The organism is Bifidobacterium felsineum, from assembly GCF_002802915.1.
GTDB lineage: Bacteria > Actinomycetota > Actinomycetes > Actinomycetales > Bifidobacteriaceae > Bifidobacterium > Bifidobacterium felsineum.
In genome coordinates, this window is the sequence record NZ_PEBJ01000002.1 from 289,600 (window position 1) to 308,180 (window position 18,581).

At 56.2% G+C, this 18,581-nt stretch carries 15 protein-coding genes; 4 read left to right on the top strand and 11 right to left on the bottom strand.

Annotated elements, in window-relative coordinates; genetic code table 11:
- Positions 1 to 52: 52 nt before the first annotated feature.
- On the bottom strand, positions 53 to 1,156 hold the full coding sequence (hrcA, locus tag CSQ86_RS04880) for a heat-inducible transcriptional repressor HrcA (protein WP_100493987.1): 1,104 nt from the start codon (positions 1,154 to 1,156) through the stop codon (positions 53 to 55).
- A gap of 378 nt (positions 1,157 to 1,534) precedes the next feature.
- Between hrcA and tkt the strand changes: the two genes are divergently transcribed.
- On the top strand, positions 1,535 to 3,637 hold the full coding sequence (gene tkt, locus CSQ86_RS04885) for a transketolase (RefSeq protein ID WP_100493988.1): 2,103 nt from the start codon (positions 1,535 to 1,537) through the stop codon (positions 3,635 to 3,637).
- A gap of 79 nt (positions 3,638 to 3,716) precedes the next feature.
- Positions 3,717 to 4,820, top strand: a complete 1,104-nt coding sequence (gene tal / locus CSQ86_RS04890; protein ID WP_100493989.1) for a transaldolase — start codon at positions 3,717 to 3,719, stop codon at positions 4,818 to 4,820.
- 188 nt (positions 4,821 to 5,008) lie between these two features.
- Here the strand turns inward: tal and CSQ86_RS04895 are convergent, their stop codons facing one another.
- The gene (locus tag CSQ86_RS04895) at positions 5,009 to 6,235 is read right to left on the bottom strand and encodes a pyridoxal phosphate-dependent aminotransferase (RefSeq protein ID WP_165773749.1); all 1,227 of its coding nucleotides are present in this window, start codon (positions 6,233 to 6,235) and stop codon (positions 5,009 to 5,011) included.
- A gap of 218 nt (positions 6,236 to 6,453) precedes the next feature.
- Between CSQ86_RS04895 and brnQ the strand changes: the two genes are divergently transcribed.
- On the top strand, positions 6,454 to 7,803 hold the full coding sequence (gene brnQ / locus CSQ86_RS04900) for a branched-chain amino acid transport system II carrier protein (RefSeq protein ID WP_100493991.1): 1,350 nt from the start codon (positions 6,454 to 6,456) through the stop codon (positions 7,801 to 7,803).
- Positions 7,804 to 8,005: 202 nt separating this feature from the next.
- On the top strand, positions 8,006 to 9,115 hold the full coding sequence (locus CSQ86_RS04905) for a 5-methyltetrahydropteroyltriglutamate--homocysteine S-methyltransferase (protein WP_100493992.1): 1,110 nt from the start codon (positions 8,006 to 8,008) through the stop codon (positions 9,113 to 9,115).
- Positions 9,116 to 9,290: 175 nt separating this feature from the next.
- On the opposite strand, the gene CSQ86_RS04910 is transcribed toward CSQ86_RS04905, so the two are convergent.
- From CSQ86_RS04910 to whiA, 9 genes are all read right to left on the bottom strand, one after another.
- Positions 9,291 to 10,865 (bottom strand): aminotransferase class I/II-fold pyridoxal phosphate-dependent enzyme, encoded by a 1,575-nt coding sequence (locus CSQ86_RS04910; protein WP_100493993.1) that lies wholly within the window; start codon positions 10,863 to 10,865, stop codon positions 9,291 to 9,293.
- Positions 10,866 to 11,032: 167 nt separating this feature from the next.
- On the bottom strand, positions 11,033 to 11,968 hold the full coding sequence (locus CSQ86_RS04915) for a PfkB family carbohydrate kinase (RefSeq protein WP_243387620.1): 936 nt from the start codon (positions 11,966 to 11,968) through the stop codon (positions 11,033 to 11,035).
- Positions 11,965 to 13,029, bottom strand: a complete 1,065-nt coding sequence (locus CSQ86_RS04920) for an ADP-ribosylglycohydrolase family protein (RefSeq protein WP_100493994.1) — start codon at positions 13,027 to 13,029, stop codon at positions 11,965 to 11,967. The genes CSQ86_RS04915 and CSQ86_RS04920 overlap by 4 nt, the downstream gene beginning before the upstream one ends.
- Before the next feature lie 5 nt (positions 13,030 to 13,034).
- On the bottom strand, positions 13,035 to 13,895 hold the full coding sequence (locus tag CSQ86_RS04925; protein ID WP_100494269.1) for an HAD family hydrolase: 861 nt from the start codon (positions 13,893 to 13,895) through the stop codon (positions 13,035 to 13,037).
- 5 nt (positions 13,896 to 13,900) lie between these two features.
- A complete protein-coding gene (locus CSQ86_RS04930) occupies positions 13,901 to 14,851 on the bottom strand; it encodes an L-lactate dehydrogenase (protein WP_100493995.1) in 951 nt (316 codons plus the stop codon).
- 138 nt (positions 14,852 to 14,989) lie between these two features.
- Positions 14,990 to 15,238 carry a preprotein translocase subunit SecG gene (gene secG / locus CSQ86_RS04935; protein WP_033890868.1) on the bottom strand — a complete coding sequence of 83 codons (249 nt, stop codon included), beginning with the start codon at positions 15,236 to 15,238 and terminating at the stop codon, positions 14,990 to 14,992.
- 63 nt (positions 15,239 to 15,301) lie between these two features.
- Positions 15,302 to 16,105, bottom strand: coding sequence for a triose-phosphate isomerase (gene tpiA / locus CSQ86_RS04940; protein ID WP_100493996.1), 804 nt, complete (start codon positions 16,103 to 16,105; stop codon positions 15,302 to 15,304).
- 86 nt (positions 16,106 to 16,191) lie between these two features.
- Positions 16,192 to 17,397, bottom strand: a complete 1,206-nt coding sequence (locus CSQ86_RS04945) for a phosphoglycerate kinase (RefSeq protein ID WP_100493997.1) — start codon at positions 17,395 to 17,397, stop codon at positions 16,192 to 16,194.
- A gap of 141 nt (positions 17,398 to 17,538) precedes the next feature.
- Positions 17,539 to 18,489, bottom strand: a complete 951-nt coding sequence (gene whiA / locus CSQ86_RS04950) for a DNA-binding protein WhiA (RefSeq protein WP_100493998.1) — start codon at positions 18,487 to 18,489, stop codon at positions 17,539 to 17,541.
- Positions 18,490 to 18,581 lie beyond the last annotated feature (92 nt).

Consider the following 18,581-nt stretch of genomic DNA (forward strand, 5'->3'; position numbering starts at 1 on the left):
TGCCACAGCCCTCGGTCAGTCTGAGGTTGCTGATCGCTTTGGGCTGGCGAACCTAGCTTTCCGGACCGCTCTTCGAGATGAATGCGGTGAGATATCTGGCGACGGCCTTGACCGCAGCCATGGTCGCCGCATAATCCATGTGGGTCGGGCCGATGGAACCGACGAATGCGACCGGATCGTTGCTGGTGCCGCCGGTGACGGAGCCTTCCTCTTGCGTAGGGGTGTCATGACGGGAAGAGGCATTGGTGCTGCGACCGTAACCACTGCTGACCACTGAGGCGTGCAGCAGGCCCGGCGTATGGCTTTCCGACCCGATAGCGACTCCCACGCCAGATGCGTTGGACTCCTCGCTAAGGTTGCTCATCAATTTCATCAGCACCACTTGTTCCTCGAGTGCGTCGAATAATGGTGCGAGATCAGCCAGAGAACGGGAATGTGCCAGATATGAGGCGCCTGACATATACAGTTCATTGGCTCGTTCATCCAGCGCCATCGATTCAAAGGCGTCAGCCAATGCTTTGGCCACCTCCCGTACGTCTTCGTAACCGGTGCTGTCCGCAATGGAACGAACTTTCTCCCCCGCTTTCGACAGTGATAATCCATCGCACTGTTCGTTGACGGCAGAGGAAAGATGATTGACTTCGTCGATGACGGGCATCTCATCGACGGCGAGACCATGTTGGGCGACACGTCCTGTGTCGGTGATGATTACGGCGAGCAACGTGTTCATGGCTACCGGAACCATTTCGACGTGGCGAAGCGTTGCCTTGGCGAGCGACGGGGACGCGACGACAGCTACCTGACCGGTGATTTCGGAAAGCAATCGGGCCGAACGCTGCAACGCGTCCTTAAGGCTTACCGATCCGGACAGAAAGCTGTTGATGCCGCGTCTTTGGGCTTCGTTAAGGGGAACTACGGTGGCAAGACGATCCACGAAATACCGGTATCCCTTTTCCGTGGGCACTCGTCCGGCTGAAGTATGAGGCTGAATGAGATAGCCCTCATCTTCAAGTGCCGCCATGTCGTTGCGAATGGTGGCTGAGCTGACACCGAGATCGTGGTCTTTGGTGAGCGATGTGGAACCGACCGGCTCCTGCGAGCGAATGTAGTCTTCAACCACGGCGCGCAGTACCAGCATGCGTCTTGATTGCGTCATGCGCGCCTCCTTTATATATGCACCTAATGTTCATGCGGCGTATATTCCGTGTTCGGTCTGTGTGCTCCTTGGCGACACGCTGATTGGGCATTATTGCAGCGTTCGGCGTGTCTTGCACGGCTCGGATGTCCTTGAAGAGTCCACAAACGGCCTTATGCATATTGTATTAGCACTCATTGGTTTCGAGTGCTAATACGTTCGTCGGTAGCGAAGGAATGTCAATTGTGAACGCTAACAGAACACAACTTACCAAAACACGCCAAATATGCACCACAAACGTCTTCTTACGACGTTAACATGGTAACCGCAATGTGAGGGCGTCTAGCGCCCGGCACAAGCCGGATACGCGGCCCGACCAATTGGAAGGAAAGTAAATCCATGACCGAATTCAAGGAGACCGAGCTCGACGAGCGCGCCATCGCAATGGCGAAGGTCCTTTCGGCTGACGCGGTTGAGAAGGCTGGTTCCGGCCACCCCGGTTCCCCCATCTCCCTGGCGCCTGTCGCCTACACCCTGTACCAGCACTTCATCAAGCACGATCCTAACGATCCCAACTGGGAAGGCCGCGATCGCTTCATCCTTTCCGGCGGTCATGCTTCCCTCACCCAGTACGTCCAGCTGTACTTCTCCGGCTACGGCGTGACCCTGGATGATCTCAAGCACTTCCGTGGCGGCGCCGACACTCGCACCCCGGGCCACCCTGAGTACGGCCTGACCCCGGGCATCGAAATGACCACCGGCCCGCTGGGCCAGGGCTTCGCCTCTGCCATCGGCTTCGCCTACGGCGAGCGTTTCCAGCGTGGTCTGCTCGATCCGGAGACCCCGAAGGAAGATTCCCCGTTCTACCACAAGATCTGGGCCATCTGCGGCGAAGGCGACATCGAGGAAGGTATTTCCGGCGAGGCCGCTGCTCTGGCTGCTAACCAGAAGCTCGGCAACCTGACCGTGATCTTCGACGCCAACCGTATCCAGATCGAAGGCGACACCAACCTGGTGCTGGCCGAGGATGTGCTCAAGCGCTTCCAGGCCTATGGCTGGTACACCGATGAGTTCAGCTTCATCCAGCCTGACGGCTCCTACAAGGAAGACATCGAAGGTCTGGCTGACGTGATCGCCAAGGCTGAGGCCGCCGCTCCGGACCAGCCGAAGCTCATCAAGGTTCACTCCCTGATTGCATGGCCGACCCCGGGCAAGACCAACGATCCGTCTTCCCACGGCTCCAAGCTCGGTGCCGAAGCCGTTGCCGGCCTGAAGAAGGTCCTCGGCTACGATCCGGAAGAGTCCTTCCACGTCGACGAAGAGGCTCTGGCTCACGCTCGCAAGGTTGCCGAGCGTGGTCTCGAGGCTCACAAGGCATGGGATGAGAAGTTCGACGCTTGGCGTAAAGCCAACCCGGACAAGGCTGCCCTGTACGACCGCATCAAGGCCGGCGAGCTGCCGGAGGGCTTCGACAAGGCCATCGATGACCTTGAGGCCACCTTCGAAGTCGGCAAGGGCGTCGCTACCCGTGGCGCTTCCGGCTCCGTGCTGAACGCCATCGCCGCTGTCATGCCGGAACTCTGGGGCGGCTCCGCCGACCTCGGTGGCTCCAACAAGACCGATCTGAAGGGCGCTGCCACCTTCGCTCCTGCAGAGTGCGCCACCAAGCAGTGGCCGAACTGCAACGAGTTCGGCCGTCAGCTGCACTTCGGCGTGCGTGAGTTCACCATGGGCTGCATCACCAACGGCATCCTGCTGGGCTCTCACACCCGTCCGTTCGGCGGCACCTTCTTCATGTTCTCCGACTACGAGCGTTCCGCCGTCCGTCTGGCCGCACTCATGGAGATTCCGAACCTCTACGTCTGGACCCACGATTCCGTGGCCGTCGGCGAAGATGGTCCGACCCACCAGCCGGTTGAGCACCTCGCTTCCTTCCGCGCCATCCCGCAGCTCGAGGTCATCCGCCCTGCCGATGCTTTCGAGACCGCCGAAGCCTACCGTTACTTCTTCGAGAAGAAGAACACGCTGCCGGGCGCCATGGTGCTGACCCGCCAGGGTGTGCCGGTCCTGGCTGAGACCGCCGCCAAGGCTAAGGAAGGCGTCAAGAAGGGCGCTTACGTGCTCGTCGACACCGAGGGCACTCCGGACGTCATCATCATGGCTTCCGGTTCCGAAGTCCAGTGGGCTGTCGCCGCCGCCAAGACCCTGGCCGAGAAGGGTGTCAAGGCCCGCGTGGTTTCCTTCCCGTCCATGGAATGGTTCGAGGAGCAGGACGCCGAGTACAAGGAGGCCGTGCTTCCGGCTTCCGTCAAGGCCCGCGTCTCCGTCGAGGCCGGCGTTGCCATGCCGTGGTACAAGTACCTCGGTTCCTACGGCAAGCCTGTCTCCATCGAGCAGTTCGGTCTGCAGGGTGATGGCGCTCAGAACATGATCGACCTTGGCATCACCGCCGAGCACGTGGTCGAGGCTGCTGAGGCTTCCATCGCCGAGGCCAACGCCTGATATCAAGCTCGATAGCTTGAACAAATAAATATTTCGGTTCCCCTCTTAAGGGAGGGGAACCAATAACAAGGAGAAAAATATGACTGAAGCAACTCAGCGTACGTCTGACAATGGCGTTTCCATCTGGCTGGACGATCTGTCCCGCTCCCGCATCGAGTCCGGCTCCCTGCAGGACCTCATCGCCAACAAGAACGTGGTCGGCGTTACCACCAACCCGTCCATCTTCCAGAAGGCCCTGAGCCAGGTCGGCCCGTACGATGCTCAGCTCAAGGAGCTCGGCAAGGTCGACGTTGAGACCGCCGTTCGCGAGCTCACCACCACCGACGTGCGCAACGCCACCGACATCTTCCGTGAGATCGCCGAGAAGACCGACTTCGTCGACGGCCGTGTCTCCATCGAAGTTGACCCGCGTCTGGCTCACGAGACCGAAGCCACCGAGAAGCAGGCTGTCGAGCTGTGGGAGAAGGTCAACCGTCCGAACGCCATGATCAAGATCCCGGCAACTCTCGAAGGCCTGCCAGCCATCACCGCTACCCTGGCTAAGGGCATCTCCGTGAACGTCACCCTAATCTTCTCTCTCGAGCGTTACGAGCAGGTCATCGACGCTTACATCGAAGGCATCGCTCAGGCTGCCGCCAACGGCCACGACCTGAAGCACATCGGCTCCGTCGCTTCCTTCTTCGTCTCCCGCGTGGACACCGCTGTGGACAAGCTGCTGGAAGCCAACGGCTCCGACGAGGCCAAGGCTCTGGAGGGCAAGGCTGCTGTGGCCAACGCTCGCCTGGCTTACGAGCTGTTCGAGAAGAAGTTCGCCTCCGATCCGCGTTGGGCCGAGCTGGCTGCCAAGGGCGCCAAGGTTCAGCGTCCGCTGTGGGCCTCCACCGGCACCAAGAACCCGGCTTACTCTGACTGCAAGTACGTTGACGAGCTGGTTGCTCCGCACATCGTCAACACCATGCCGGAGAAGACCCTGAACGCTCTGGCCGATCACGGCAACGGCGCTCCGTCCATCGAGGGCACCTACGAAGAGTCTCACGCCATCATCAACAAGCTGGCTGAGCTCGGCATCAACCTGAAGGACGTCACCGACAAGCTGGAGGCCGACGGTGTCGCCGCCTTCATCAAGTCCTGGGATTCCGTGCTGGCTGACGTTCAGTCTGGCATCGATCGCGTGAACGCCTGAGACAAACTGATGTGATGTATTCTTAGTATTGCATCGCCAGTGTTGAGTGAGCCTCCTGACCGATTCGGTCAGGAGGCTCATTTGTTTTTTCACGACACCCAATTATCTGCGACGTCGCACGCATCCCACAAAAGCCGCATCACGCAATAAACAATGACTTCCGGTCAATGGCAGCATTCATGCGACGATTACAATGATTCAAGCCACCTCTGCATACGGCGCAATCCCTCCGCGGTATCTTCCGCAGTACCCACATACGACAAACGCGCATAACCTTGGCCGCGCGAACCGAAACCGGACGCAGGCGTGACCACGACCTTAGCTTCATTCAACAGTCGTACCGCAAAATCGTGATCATTCATTCCAGTATCCTTGACATTAATCAGTACGTAGAATGCGCCATCAGGTGTATTGCAGCTCACCAGAGGCATTTGCTGCACGGCTTTAACGACCATATCCCTGTTCGTACGGTATGCCTCAATCATTGTGGCAAGAATATCCGCGGAACCTTCCAGCGCAGCGACTGCGCCCATTTGCAATGCACCCGGTACGCAGGACACCACATTCTCCTGCATGATCATCATCTGATCGATAACGGCTTTTGGCCCGAATGCACAGCCGATACGCCAGCCTGTCATCGCAAAGGTTTTGGAGAACGAATCAACAATGATTGTATGGTCCAGCATATCAGGCATCGAAGCGATTGAAAGGCAACGAACGTGGTCATCATAAACAAATGCCCGATACACTTCATCGCTGATTACCCATAGATCATGACGTTTCACCACTTCAGCGATTGCAGCAAGCTCGTCCGGTTCAATAATGGCTCCAGTGGGATTGGAGGGTGAGTTCAGCAGCAATGCTTTGGTATTGGGCGTGATTGCAGCCTCAACATCAGCCGCCTGCATACGGAACCCATTACGCTCGTGCAAAGGCACCGGCACTACATTCGCATGCACCATTTGCACTTGCCCAAAATAATTGGCATATCCAGGATCGGGAATCAGAATGTCATCATCCTCATCCAAGGTGGCGATCATTGCCAGATACATGGCTTCCATACCGCCGGCCGTGATGATGACATTATCTTCAGGCTCGTACGCAATACCATCTTGCCGAAATCGATACTGACACCATGCGCGACGCAACGCCGCTGTTCCTCGGTTCGGCGTGTAATGGGTGTCCCCATGAATAGCTGCCTCATATGCGGCATCAATCATTGGTCGAGGCGTGTCGAATCCCGGCTCCCCTATGGCAAATGAAATCGCATTCGGCACATGTGAGGCAAGCTCGAACATCTCCCTAACACTTGGATACATGGCGCTTTGCGCACGATGAGAAATAGCAGGCATCCCCTTATACCTCCCGACACTACAAGATGTTTTTGTCTCAGCAATGGTTGCATTGTAAGACATAGTATGTTTCAAGCCATGTTGAATGGACAGGTATATGGTCGTGAGCGAAGCAGCATGGTGACCGAAACGTGAGCACCCATGTGACATGGCCATACAAGATTCTTGCCGCGATGTTTTGCGACTGGTATGTTCGCAAATTGAGAGAGCAATTGTTTTTTTATACCACCATCATTGGCAGCCGTATGGCTAAGGCCGTTCTGCTGACGTGAAAGGATACCATGCGCACACTGAACAGACGTCAACGATTGGTGATGACCTTCACTTTCTTCTCCATGTTCTTTGGTGCCGGTAACCTCATTTTCCCGCCATTTGTGGGTGCTCAGGCAGGTGCGGCCACGATTCCTGCGGCCATCGGTTTTATCGTGTCCGCGGTTGGTCTGCCTATTCTCGGTGTGCTGGCAGTCACCTTCGCCGGTGGCTTTGACAAGCTTGCTGGCCGCGTCTCCCCCAAGTTTGCGTTGCTGCTGGGCGTTGCCATCATCCTGACCATCGGCCCGTGCTTCGCGATTCCCCGCACCGCCACCACCTCATTTGAAATGATGGTGGCACCATTTACTCCGGATAGTTCTCGTTGGATTGCTCAGCTGGTCTATTCTCTGGTGTTCTTCGCTTTGTCGTTTGTGTTCGCCCAGCATCCAGAGAAACTATCCAAAGTGCTTGGACGGTTTATGGGGCCATTGTTGTTGATTTTGATCGCGATACTATTCATCGTCTGCTTGGTCCATGGCATTGACACTGCCGCCGATCCTTCCGGCAATTATCAGACAAATCAGATGGCCCGAGGCTTTTTGGACGGCTATCAGACCATGGATCTGCTCGCTGCGCTGTACTTCGGCATTGTGATTTCCGCGAATATACGTGCGCTCGATATTTCCGAAGAGGCGCAGGTACAGCGTGAAACCGCTTTCGCCGGGCTTGGCACAGGAGTGCTGCTCATTCTGATCTACGGTGCATTGAGCTACGTAGGTACGGTATCCGGGTCCATCACTGCCATCAATGCGGATAGTGACACCGGCGCCACAGTGTTGACGAATCTCACCGGTGTGGTGTTCGGTACTGCAGGCACGGCTTTCCTCGGTGTGGTGTTCGTCATTGCTTGCCTCAACGTCTGCACTGGTCTTATTTGCACCTGTGCAACCTACTTTCATACCAAGTTCCCCACGGTGGCCGGCCGTTCGGTCAGCTACCGTGCCTGGCAAGTACTGTTTACCATTTTCAGCTTCATTGTCTCCAACGCAGGATTGAGTCTTATCATCAAGGTCTCCGTCCCGGTGCTTTCGGCGTTGTATCCGATTTCGATTGTGCTGGTGTTGCTGGCGATTACCCATAAGGTGTTTGCGGCACGATTCCGTCGCGTGTATTTCTGGACCGTGCTGATGGTGGGCATTGTGGCGTTTATCGGATGTGTCGCGTCACTTGCCACGGTGTTTGGTGGATCGTTGCCTTGGCTGGAGATGGCATTGAATCTGCTCCCGCTGCAGCAACAGCAGCTGGGCTGGCTGATTCCCGCAATAATCGGATTGGCCATTGGCGTGGTGGATTCATTGAGAACAGCTCAGAAGGCTTAAGGCGCCAGGTGGTCCTCATAAACGACGCTCTGTGAGACGATTATCAACAACGTAGCCGCTGCACTGATAAGGTACCCATCGTATGGTTTGCTTGCCGTGCGATGATTGCATGGTCGGCAAATGATGTTGACATAACCGTATTTCATCATGGTTGCTTCAACGTTTTGGCTGAAGAGACCATGTCTCGTTAAGGAGTGATTCCATGACGTATCAGCATAATGCGCCGTTCCGTGCCGACGTGGTCGGTAGTTTCCTTCGCCCTGCCGAATTGAAAGCCGCCCGAGCTGACTTCGAGGCTGGCCGCATCGATGCCTCCGAGCTGAAGGCGGTGGAAGACAAGGCCATCATTGATTTGGTTGCCAAGCAGAAGGCCGCAGGACTGCATGTGATCACCGATGGTGAGTTTCGTCGTGCCTACTGGCATCTTGATTTCATGTGGGGATTGAACGGCGTTAAGCGCGGCACCGCTCCGATTCTGTTCAAGGGCTCCGATGGCACGCCCGTGACTGAAGCTGCTGGCGTTGACGGTGAGCTCAACGGTGAGCATCATCCGTTTGTGGAGCACTACAAGTTTGTAAAGGCTCTGGAGGATGACAACACCATTGCCAAGCAGACTGTGCCCTCCCCCGCTCAGACGCTGTTCGTATTGCAGCAGGGCATTGCCGAAGAGGCTAACAGCCCGTACAAGGATAATGACGCTCTGGCCGAAGCGATCGCCAACGCCTATATTCAGGTGGCGCATGATCTGTATGAAGCCGGCTGCCGTACACTCCAGTTTGATGATTGTACGTGGGGTGCGTTCGTATCCGAAGACTTCAAGGATACGGTATTCGGCGTGGATGCCAAGACCGTGCAACGCCAGTATGCCGCTGTGAACAATGCGGTGATTGCGGCCGTGCCGGCAGATATGGTGGTGACCACGCATATCTGCCGTGGTAACTACCAGTCCCAGTGGTTCTCCGCGGGCGGTTATGGTCAGGTCGCCGACGTACTCTTCGGTGAAGAAAATGTCGCTGCCTATTATCTTGAGTTCGATGACGATCGTTCCGGTGATTTCGAACCATTGGCCAAGGTGTCCGGAGACAAGAAGGTGGTGCTCGGTCTGATCACTTCCAAGAAGCCGGAACTGGAGGATCCTGAGACGATCAAGGCTCGTATCGCCGAAGCCGCACAGTATGTGCCGTTGGAACGCCTATGCCTGTCCACGCAGTGTGGCTTCGCCTCCACTGAGGAAGGCAACCATCTGACCGAAGACCAGCAGTGGGCCAAGATCACTCTTGTTCGTTCCATTGCTGAAGAGGTGTGGGGCTAACTAGTTCATATACATTGATGCAGTGATGGGTGGGGATGCGATGCCTGACCGTAAGCTTGGCCGAACGGCCTTGAGTGTGTCAGGCATCACATCCCCACCCATCACTGCAATAGGAGCTAGTTTTTATTTCGGGACGTTATACGCTCGCAGTTAGTTTCTCTTGTGATCTATTAGCTCAGCTTTGCCAATAATAGCTGAAGAAGTTGGCGATCTTGTTTGTAGCGTCCTTGAGCACTTCGATACGTGGTAGATACACGATACGGAAGTGATCGGGCTCTCCCCAATTGAAGCCGCCGCCGCGCGTAATCAGAATACGTTCATCATGGAGCAGATCAAGGGCAAACTGCTCATCATCATGGATGTTGAACTTCTTCACATCAATCTTCGGGAAGATGTAGAACGCAGCCTTGGGCTTGACCGCAGTCAAGCCGGGGATGGCGTTGATCGCGTTATAGATGTATTCGCGCTGCTCGTAGAGTCGACCGCCGGGCACGATGTAGTCATTGACGCTTTGATGACCGCCGAGTGCCGTCTGCACAATGGATTGAGCCGGCACATTCGAGCAGATACGCATGTTCGCCAGCATGTTGATGCCCTCGATGTAATCCTTGGCGATGCGCTTGTTGCCGGAAAGCACCATCCAACCCACACGATAACCGGCAATCATATGCGACTTCGACAAACCGGAGAAAGTGACACAGAACAGATCAGGGGCAAGCGACGCGATGGACGTATGCTTGAGCCCGTCCATGACCAGGCGATCATAAATCTCATCGGAGAAAATGATGAGCTGATGTTCGCGCGCGATATCCACGATTTGCTGCAGCACTTCCGTCGGGTAAAGCGCTCCGGTCGGATTGTTCGGGTTGATGAGCACGATGGCCACCGTACGGTCGGTAATCTTGGAACGGATGTCATCAATGTCCGGGTACCATTCGGATTGTTCATCACATACGTAATGTACGGCGGTGCCGCCAGCCAGATTCACGCAGGCGGTCCATAGCGGATAATCAGGGCTTGGAATCAATACTTCGTCGCCATCATCCAGCAAAGCGGACATGCACAGATTGATCAGCTCGCTGACGCCATTGCCGGTATAGATATCGTCGATGGTCACGTTTGGCAGGTTTTTCAGCTGTGCGTACTGCATGATGGCCTTGCGCGCGGAGAACAGTCCCTTGGACGGTGAGTAGCCTTCCGTATCGGTCAGCTGATGTGCCATATCGTACACGACTTCGTCCGGCGTGCGGAAGCCGAATGGTGCCGGGTTGCCGATGTTCAATTTCAGGATGTGCGTGCCGTCCGCCTCCATGCGGGCTGCCTCATCAACCACCGGGCCTCGCACATCGTACAGTACATTGTCGAGTTTGTGTGATTTGCCGAATGCACGGCGACGGCCGACTGGAATCTCGGCATCAAGACTTGCATCCTTGCCATGTTCAGGACGGAATTCCCCTGTCGATGTGCTGCCTGTGTCAATCGCTGTTTGAGAATTTGCAGTGCCAGACACCTGATCGGCGGCGTGCTCGCTGGATTCACCGCGCAGCCAGTTCACGTCCACGTCCAATTCATTGGCCAGGAAATCCAGCACGTCCTCACGCGGCATGGTTTTACCAGCAACATATTGGCTGATATGGCTTTTGCCCATTTTGACGCCACGGTGTTCCGCCGCATGCACCAAATCGACCTGCTTCAATCCTCTGCTGTCCATGGCGCTGCGCAAACGCTGGGCGAATACCGTGACGGTCATAGTCCCTCCAAACAGAAGTTCAATTTCATGTTGAACAACGGTTCAAAGACTACACCTAGTTCAATTCGAGTTCAATTTGCGTGTTGTAACAATGGAAATAATAAGAATGCCGTAATGAGGGTCTGCATTACGGCACTGTGCAAACCTCATTACGGCAAAAGGAATACCTATGCGATTGCCGCTAGTTCTTCGCGGGAAGGGCAGGTTGCTGGACCGCGTCGGGTGACGGAAATCGCGGCGGCCACATTGGCCGTTCGGACCGCATCGTGAAGTGATGCTCCTCGAATCAACTCCGCACTCATCACGCCTACATGGCAATCGCCGGCCCCATTGGTATCCACTGCATGCACATGATGAGAGGGAATCAGCTCGGCTTGCCCACCGGGCTCGGCGCACAGCCAAGCACCTGATGCGCCGGCACGGAGAATAACCGGTGCCTGAACAGCCGTGCTTAACAATGTGCAGGTGCTGCCAGTGTCATCCAATGAAGAACCGGATATGCCCAATCTACGAGCTAATGCAAGGGCCTCTTCATAATTGCACGACCAAATGGGTCTATGCGCGATGATTGCGGACAGCAAACGATCTTCCGCCCCCGCGGTAACCGAGGATGGATCGAAAACCGTAGTGAATTCGTGGGATCGGTATCGTTCAAGGAATGTCAGCAGGCCGCGAGCCGTGGGATGTGCGAACGTATAGCCGTTGATATGCACGATATCGTCTTTCGCCGGCTCAATCGTGTCGAAGCAATGTTCATCGCCTTGGGTTTCCGCGCCTCGCACGGTGACGAACGTACGTTCGGCTCGAGCATCCGTCATGGCCATGCAAATACCGGAATCGCGGGAGAAATCGGTAAGACCGATATGTTCGATGCCATCGGCGGCCAAGGCCTCACGAATCTGTGACGCCCATGGACCGGTACCGATAATGCCGCCATGAGCAGCAGCGACTCCCATTTGCCGCACAGCATGCAGAATATTGAAACTGGAACCCACACGCGCCACGGCCTCATCGGCGAAGGCATCGCCACCTGGCTCAGGAACACGGTCGATGCGCATGGTCAGATCGACCAGCATCTGTCCTAACGAAATGACTTTGCTCACTGTTCACCGCTCCTGGAGATGGCCAGCAGTTCCTTGGCTACCTGCTTCATATCGATATGGTTGACTTCCTGAACCGTACGGACCATATCATCAGGGAATCCTCCGGTACCGTGAACGGCACCGAGCATGGCACCGACCATCGCGCCAATGGTGTCAGTGTCGCCACCGATATTCGCGGCCACGCACAATGCGTCATAGGGACGCTGTGCATATCGTGTGGCGATGGCGAAGGCCGCGGGCACGGATTCATTGGCTTCCACGCTGGTACCTACTAGCGCACGCAACTGCTCGCCGAACATGTCATGGTCATAGATATCGCCGGATTGCGAATCAGCATGCTCTCGCGCCCAATTGATGGCCCAGCGGGTACGAGCGATTACCGATGCCTTGGGGGACCAATGCCCCACTTCCATGCCTTCGAAACGGTTCATGGCAAGATATGCGGTGACATAATTCAATGCCATCATCATGGCTTCGCCGGCGTCGGCGCCTTCCAGGCCGTAGCTTACGGTCGCCGCGATGAGCATGGTGGATTCAATGCCTTGCGTGGTGTTATGAGTCACGATGGAGGAACGGCGAGCGATATCCGCCAAATGAGTGTCCGGTCGGTTGGCGATTCCTATAGGGCAGGCGCGCATGGCACCACCATTGGTAGTGCCATGGATACCCGTAAGGTTCACGTCCACGCCGGCCTTGAACTGTTCCAACGCGGATTTGGTGGAGGGGCCAAGCAGGTCAAGAGAGCCCTTGGCCTTCATATCATCCTCCCAGTTGAGCAATGACTGTGCGTACTGGTGGATGTCCAGTTCGCCTGCCCCGGCAATCAACTGGTTTGCCAATACCAACGCCTGCTCGGTGTCATCAGTGATGGAGCCGGCTTTCATATTGGGAGCTATTGGTTGCTTCGGTGAGGCGTCCACGAAGGTCCGTATGGGTTTCACGCCATATTCCGAACGAATTTGATCGGCTGACATGCTTTGCGTGGGCATGCCCAGCGCATCGCCGATGGCAAGCCCAATCAGCGCGCCATACGCGCGCTCCTCCAACATATTGTTGTTCATAATTCCTACTGTAGCCACGACTCAATCCATTGGGCGACGCCGTCCTCATTGTTTGTGGGACAGATTTCGTCTGCGATTTCGAGCACTTTCGGATTTGCGTTGGCCACGGCAACTCCCCTGCCTGCGGCACGCATCATATTGATATCAATCAGATCATCGCCGAACGCGACGGTGTCTTCGATTCGCACTCCCAGTCGTTCACAGATCACACTGAGCGCATGCTCCTTGCTCGCCTGCGGGTTCATCAGCATCCACATCACACCTTCCGAGATGGATATGCTGAAATCATCAGGAATCAAAGGGCGCAAGGCATCCCACTGATCCGGTTCCGGGAAGATCGTGATCTTGTCAGCGATTCCTTGCGGCACATTGCCATCGGGTTCCATCTGGAAGTTCGTATATTGGAATGCCTGGGTTTTCCAATACTGGCGAACATCGAAATTGGTGTATCTGACGTCGTTCATCACAATGCCCAATTGCAGTCCCGGCATTGACTTGAGTAACTGCAGACATACTTCACAGGCACGTTGGGCGGGAAATCCAATTTTCACCAGATTGGGATTATCCTCAGCGGACGCGGAAGTGAGGGATTCGAAATCGGAATGGGATGGATCGAAATCAATTAGTGCTCCGTTGAGATAGATCACAGCGTCTACCGGAAGCATCTGAGCGAATCGCAGTCCGGTGCTGACCGGGCGCGCGGTGGCGATGGCGAATTGATAGCCGGCATCATGAGCCCGTTCGATGACATCGATGCTGCGCTGGGTGATGGAACGGTTTTCGAACACCTCTGCATCGTGCAGCAACGTGCCATCGAGGTCAGCGACCAGAAGTTTGGGTCTATTGGTCGACGTGTTGGTCGGCATATTGGTCACAGCAGCCCCTTGCAATGTTCGCGCACGAGTTCGGCGGAATGATGGAGCTTTTCCCGCTCGTCATTATTAAGATCAAGTTCCACGATTTCGTTCGCACCGTTGGCACGCAGTTCGGTGGGAACACCGAGGAATACGTCATGTTCGCCGTATTCACCATCCAACAGGGTGGACACCGGTACGATACGTCGTTCATCCCACAGGATTGTCTGCACGATGCCGGCCACGGTGGATGCGATACCGTAGTTCGTACCGTGTTTGGCGGCGACGATTTCATTGCCACGCGTGCGGGTTTTCTCTTCGATTTCAGTCGTGGACACAGAAGAGAATCGATCTTGATTGTCAGCAAGGAATCGGCTGAATGGTTTGCCTCCGAGTGAGACCGTGGACCATGCGGTGAACTGGGAGTTGCCATGTTCGCCCATCACGAAGCCGCCCACATTACGAGGATCCAGACCGGTTTCCTCGCCGATGATGGTCTTCAGGCGGGAGGTGTCGAGTGCTGTGCCAGTGCCTAACACCTGCGTGCGGGGCAAGCCTGAACGCTTCCAGGCGTACCAGGCCATAACGTCGACCGGGTTGGAAACCATGACTATGACACCGTTGAATCCTGAGGCCATCACATGGTCGACTACATCGCCGACTAGGCCCACGGTGAAGCCAAGCTCAGCCATGCGCGTTGAATTCGCCGGTGGCTTACGGCCTACGGTGATGACTACGATATCGGCGTCCTTGCATTCGGTGTAATCTCCGGCATGCACCTTGACATGACGATCCTGGAATTCGCTGCCATCATCAAGATCGTGGGCTTCGGCGATGGCTTTTTCCATGAAGTGGTCGATGAGCACCAGCTCATTGCATAGACCATGTGTGACGATGGCATATGCGGCAGTGGAACCCACTTGGCCGGTGCCGACGATAACGACTTTATTACGGTTCATCGTAACCATATTGCTCTCCTCTTGTTGAATGCCTGTTGCTGGACGCCGCCGTGCGCTCGATAACGTAAAGTCGCTTACGGATGAGCGAAACGAATACGACCCATGACCGATGCACGGTCATGGGTCGTATGAAGCATATGCGAATAATCAGCCCAAGTTGAACTTGGTCATCATATCGAGGCCGATAATCAGGGCCACCCAAATCAGGGCAATGATGACGGTCCAGCGGTTCAGGTTCTTCTCTGCCACACCGGAAGTGCCAGCATTCTGGGTCAGACCGCCGCCGAACATATCGGACAAGCCGCCGCCCTTGCCCTTGTGCATGAGGATGAGCAGGGTCAGCAAGCAGCTGAGCACGACGACAATAACTTCGAGCGTGATCTTAAGAGCGGTCACAGGGTACCTCCGAGTTCAAATTACTGTTGAATAGCATAGCGCACATGTGGGAAAACTGTGGCATTATGACCGAGATTTTGTGGTTTTCAATGCCAACCGTGCGATTTTGGTCAGTTCCTGAGCATCCAGCGACGCGCCTCCGATAAGGAATCCGTCCACATCTGGCTGGGAAATCAGTTCCGCGGCGTTCTTCGAGGTGACCGATCCGCCGTACAGGATGCGGGCGGTGTCAGCCACGGATTGATTGAATGTCGTTTTCAAATCTTCACGGATGGCATTGGCCGCCTCCTGAGCTGTTTGCGGAGTGGCGACCATGCCTGTGCCGATGGCCCAGACCGGCTCGTAGGCAACGATAAGTTTGGAGGCTTCTTCGGTGTTCAGGTCGCGGGTCACATCATGGACTTGCCCTACTGCGAAATCCAGCTCAATGCCTTGACGACGCTCCTCGAAGCTTTCTCCCACACAGAGAATCGGCTGCATGCCCGCAGCAAGAACGGCTCGTACCTGGTCGACGATGTTGGCATCGTCTTCAGGATGATACTTGCGGCGCTCGGAATGCCCGACAATCACATATTTGCAGCCCAAACTAGCCAGCATATCAGCGGAAACATCGCCGGTGAATGCGCCTTGGGTGGTTACGGAAACCGATTGTGCGCCATAGTTGATGTGCAGCTTGTCCGCTTCGACAAGTACCTGCACACTACGCAGGGAGGTGAAGGAAGGGAACAGCGCGACCTCGCAGCGTTTGAAATCGAAATGCGCGTCTCGCAGTAGCCAGACCAGCTTCTGCACGAAGTAGGTGGCTTCCAAATGGTTGAAGTTCATCTTCCAGTTACCGGCTACCAGCGGAATACGTCGCGATGCCATTCTTATCCTTTCCCCCTCAAGCATGCCTTAAAGCATAATAGGCTCCCCTATGGTAAGGGGAGCCTATTTCAACCGGAAGCCGGTTACTACTCCAGAACCTTCAGGCCCGGCAGCTCCTTGCCCTCAAGGAATTCGAGGGAAGCGCCACCACCAGTGGAGATGTGGGAGAAACCATCCTCCGGGAAGCCGAGGTTACGCACTGCGGAAGCGGAGTCACCACCTCCAACGATGGTGAATGCGCCGGCTGCAGTGGCGTCGACGAGGCCCTGAGCCACAGCCTTGGTGCCAGCTGCGAACTCCGGAATCTCGAACACGCCCATCGGGCCGTTCCACACGACGGTCTTGGAGTCGACGATCTTGTCGTGGAAGAGCTTCTGGGACTCCGGGCCGATGTCCAGACCCATCTTGTCGGCTGGGATGGCGTCAGCGGCAACGACCTCCGGGGCGACCGGGGTGTCACCAGCCGGGAAGCCGGGGTTCACGACGATATCGGTCGGCAGCACGAGCTCAACGCCGTTCTTCTCGGCGGTCTCGATGTAGCCCTTGACCTTGTCGAGCTGATCCTCTTCGAGCAGGGAGGTACCGACCTCGTAGCCCTTGGCCTTGAGGAAGGTGAATACCATGCCGCCGCCGATGACCAGACGGTTGGCTTTATCGAGCAGGTTCTCGATCACACCGAGCTTGTCGGAGACCTTGGAACCGCCGAGCACCACGGTGAACGGACGCTCCGGGTTCTCGGTGGCCTTGGACAGAGCCTTGACTTCCTTCTCGACCAGCAGACCTGCAGCAGCCGGCAGATCAGCAGCCACATCGTAGTCGGAACCCTGAGCGCGGTGCACGACACCGAAACCGTCGGAAACAAAGACCTCGCCGAGGGCGGCGATCTTCTTGGCGTACGGAGCACGTACGGCCGGATCCTTGCTGGTCTCTTCCGGGTTGAAGCGAACGTTCTCGAGCAGCACAACGTCACCGTCGTTCATTGCGGCAACCTTGGCCTGGGCGTCCTCGCCGTAGGTGTCCTTGGCCAGCGGCACGGTGATGCCGAGCAGCTCGCCGAGGCGGGCGGCAACCGGGGCCAGGCTCAGCTCAGGAACGACCTTGCCCTTCGGGCGGCCGAGGTGAGCCATCAGAATGACCTTTGCGCCTTCTTCGCGCAGAGCCTTGATGGTCGGCAGGGCGGCCTTGATACGACCGTCATCGGTGATCGTAGTGCCGTCCAGCGGGACGTTGAAATCAGCACGCATCAGAACGCGCTTGCCCTTGAGATCTCCAAGATCCTTGAGTGTCTTCATGAATATCCTTTCCTTGACGTTCGACGCCAAAGTGGCCAGTTTTGCCAATTTGCATATTACAGGCATTGAAGAACAAAACACCGCATTGCCTCACAGGGCGAATGCGGTGTTGTGAATTCGTTATAACACGAGCTGAAAGTCTTACTTCGCTTCCGCGGCACGTGCCTTCTCGGTCTTCTCGGCGAGCTGCAGCAGACGACGGATTCGGCCTGCGATAGCATCCTTGGTGATCTGCGGCTCGGCGATTTTACCGAGTTCCTCCAAGCTCTTATCCACATGGTCGATACGCAGTTGGCCGGCCTGACGCAGATTCTCAGGGATGTTATCGCCAAGAATCTCGAATGCACGCTGCACCTTTTCGCTGGCCTCGGCTGCCGCCTTGGCGCTACGACGCATATTCGCGTCATCGAAGTTCGCCAGACGGTTCGCCTTGCCGCGGGTCTCGCCATCCGAACGCTTGCCAGTCCACTCACGAACCGAACGGGAGGCTCCCATCGACTTCAACATGCGCTCAATGGCATCGGGATCCTTGAGCGTCACGCGTTCCGAGGTACGAGTAGTGCGATGCTTGGCCTGGAATCCCAGACGACGAGCCATACCGCACAATGCCATAGCGGCCTCTTCGGAAGGACATGCAATATCCAGGAAGCTTGCCTTGCCTGGTTCGGACAGCATGCCGCGAGCCATGAATGCGCCGCGCCAGGAAGCCTTGATCTGGGCGATGGAGCCATTGACCACTTCGGCCGGCAGACCATGAACCTGCTGCTTGCGGCGGTCAACCAGACCGGTCTGCAATGCGAGTGCCACAACGTTGCGGGTCACCAGCACGATATAGGTCTCCACCGGACCGTTTTGCGTCTGACGAGTCTGATGCTTGATTTCGGCTTCATGCCCGAATACGTTCCTTAACGTATCGCGCAGCCATTCCGCCGCTTCGAGCGAGGTGTATATGGATCGAATCACATATGCGTTCTGCACGCGGTGAAGTCCACCACCAAAGCGAATCATGGTTGCCGCCTGGGCCTTGATCGCGGCTGGCGAATCACCTTCAAAAGCTGCCAATTCGCTTTTGACGTCGTCCAGAAGAGCCAAGATCCAACCTCCTACAGTCTCGTTCTTCCCAATGCTTCAGCCGCTTCGTGCCGTCGCACGCCGGAAGCCATCGGCTTACTGTGATACCTAAT

Excerpts from the sequence above, each read along its gene's own strand:
- CSQ86_RS04895 (WP_165773749.1), bottom strand. The coding sequence starts at position 6,235 with ATGTCTTACAATGCAACCATTGCTGAGACAAAAACATCTTGTAGTGTC.
- CSQ86_RS04930 (WP_100493995.1), bottom strand. The coding sequence starts at position 14,851 with ATGGTTACGATGAACCGTAATAAAGTCGTTATCGTCGGCACCGGCCAA.
- CSQ86_RS04925 (WP_100494269.1), bottom strand. The coding sequence starts at position 13,895 with ATGCCGACCAACACGTCGACCAATAGACCCAAACTTCTGGTCGCTGAC.
- brnQ (WP_100493991.1), top strand. The coding sequence starts at position 6,454 with ATGCGCACACTGAACAGACGTCAACGATTGGTGATGACCTTCACTTTC.
- tpiA (WP_100493996.1), bottom strand. The coding sequence starts at position 16,105 with ATGGCATCGCGACGTATTCCGCTGGTAGCCGGTAACTGGAAGATGAAC.
- tkt (WP_100493988.1), top strand. The coding sequence starts at position 1,535 with ATGACCGAATTCAAGGAGACCGAGCTCGACGAGCGCGCCATCGCAATG.
- tal (WP_100493989.1), top strand. The coding sequence starts at position 3,717 with ATGACTGAAGCAACTCAGCGTACGTCTGACAATGGCGTTTCCATCTGG.
- CSQ86_RS04905 (WP_100493992.1), top strand. The coding sequence starts at position 8,006 with ATGACGTATCAGCATAATGCGCCGTTCCGTGCCGACGTGGTCGGTAGT.
- CSQ86_RS04945 (WP_100493997.1), bottom strand. The coding sequence starts at position 17,397 with ATGAAGACACTCAAGGATCTTGGAGATCTCAAGGGCAAGCGCGTTCTG.
- hrcA (WP_100493987.1), bottom strand. The coding sequence starts at position 1,156 with ATGACGCAATCAAGACGCATGCTGGTACTGCGCGCCGTGGTTGAAGAC.
- CSQ86_RS04910 (WP_100493993.1), bottom strand. The coding sequence starts at position 10,865 with ATGACCGTCACGGTATTCGCCCAGCGTTTGCGCAGCGCCATGGACAGC.
- CSQ86_RS04920 (WP_100493994.1), bottom strand. The coding sequence starts at position 13,029 with ATGAACAACAATATGTTGGAGGAGCGCGCGTATGGCGCGCTGATTGGG.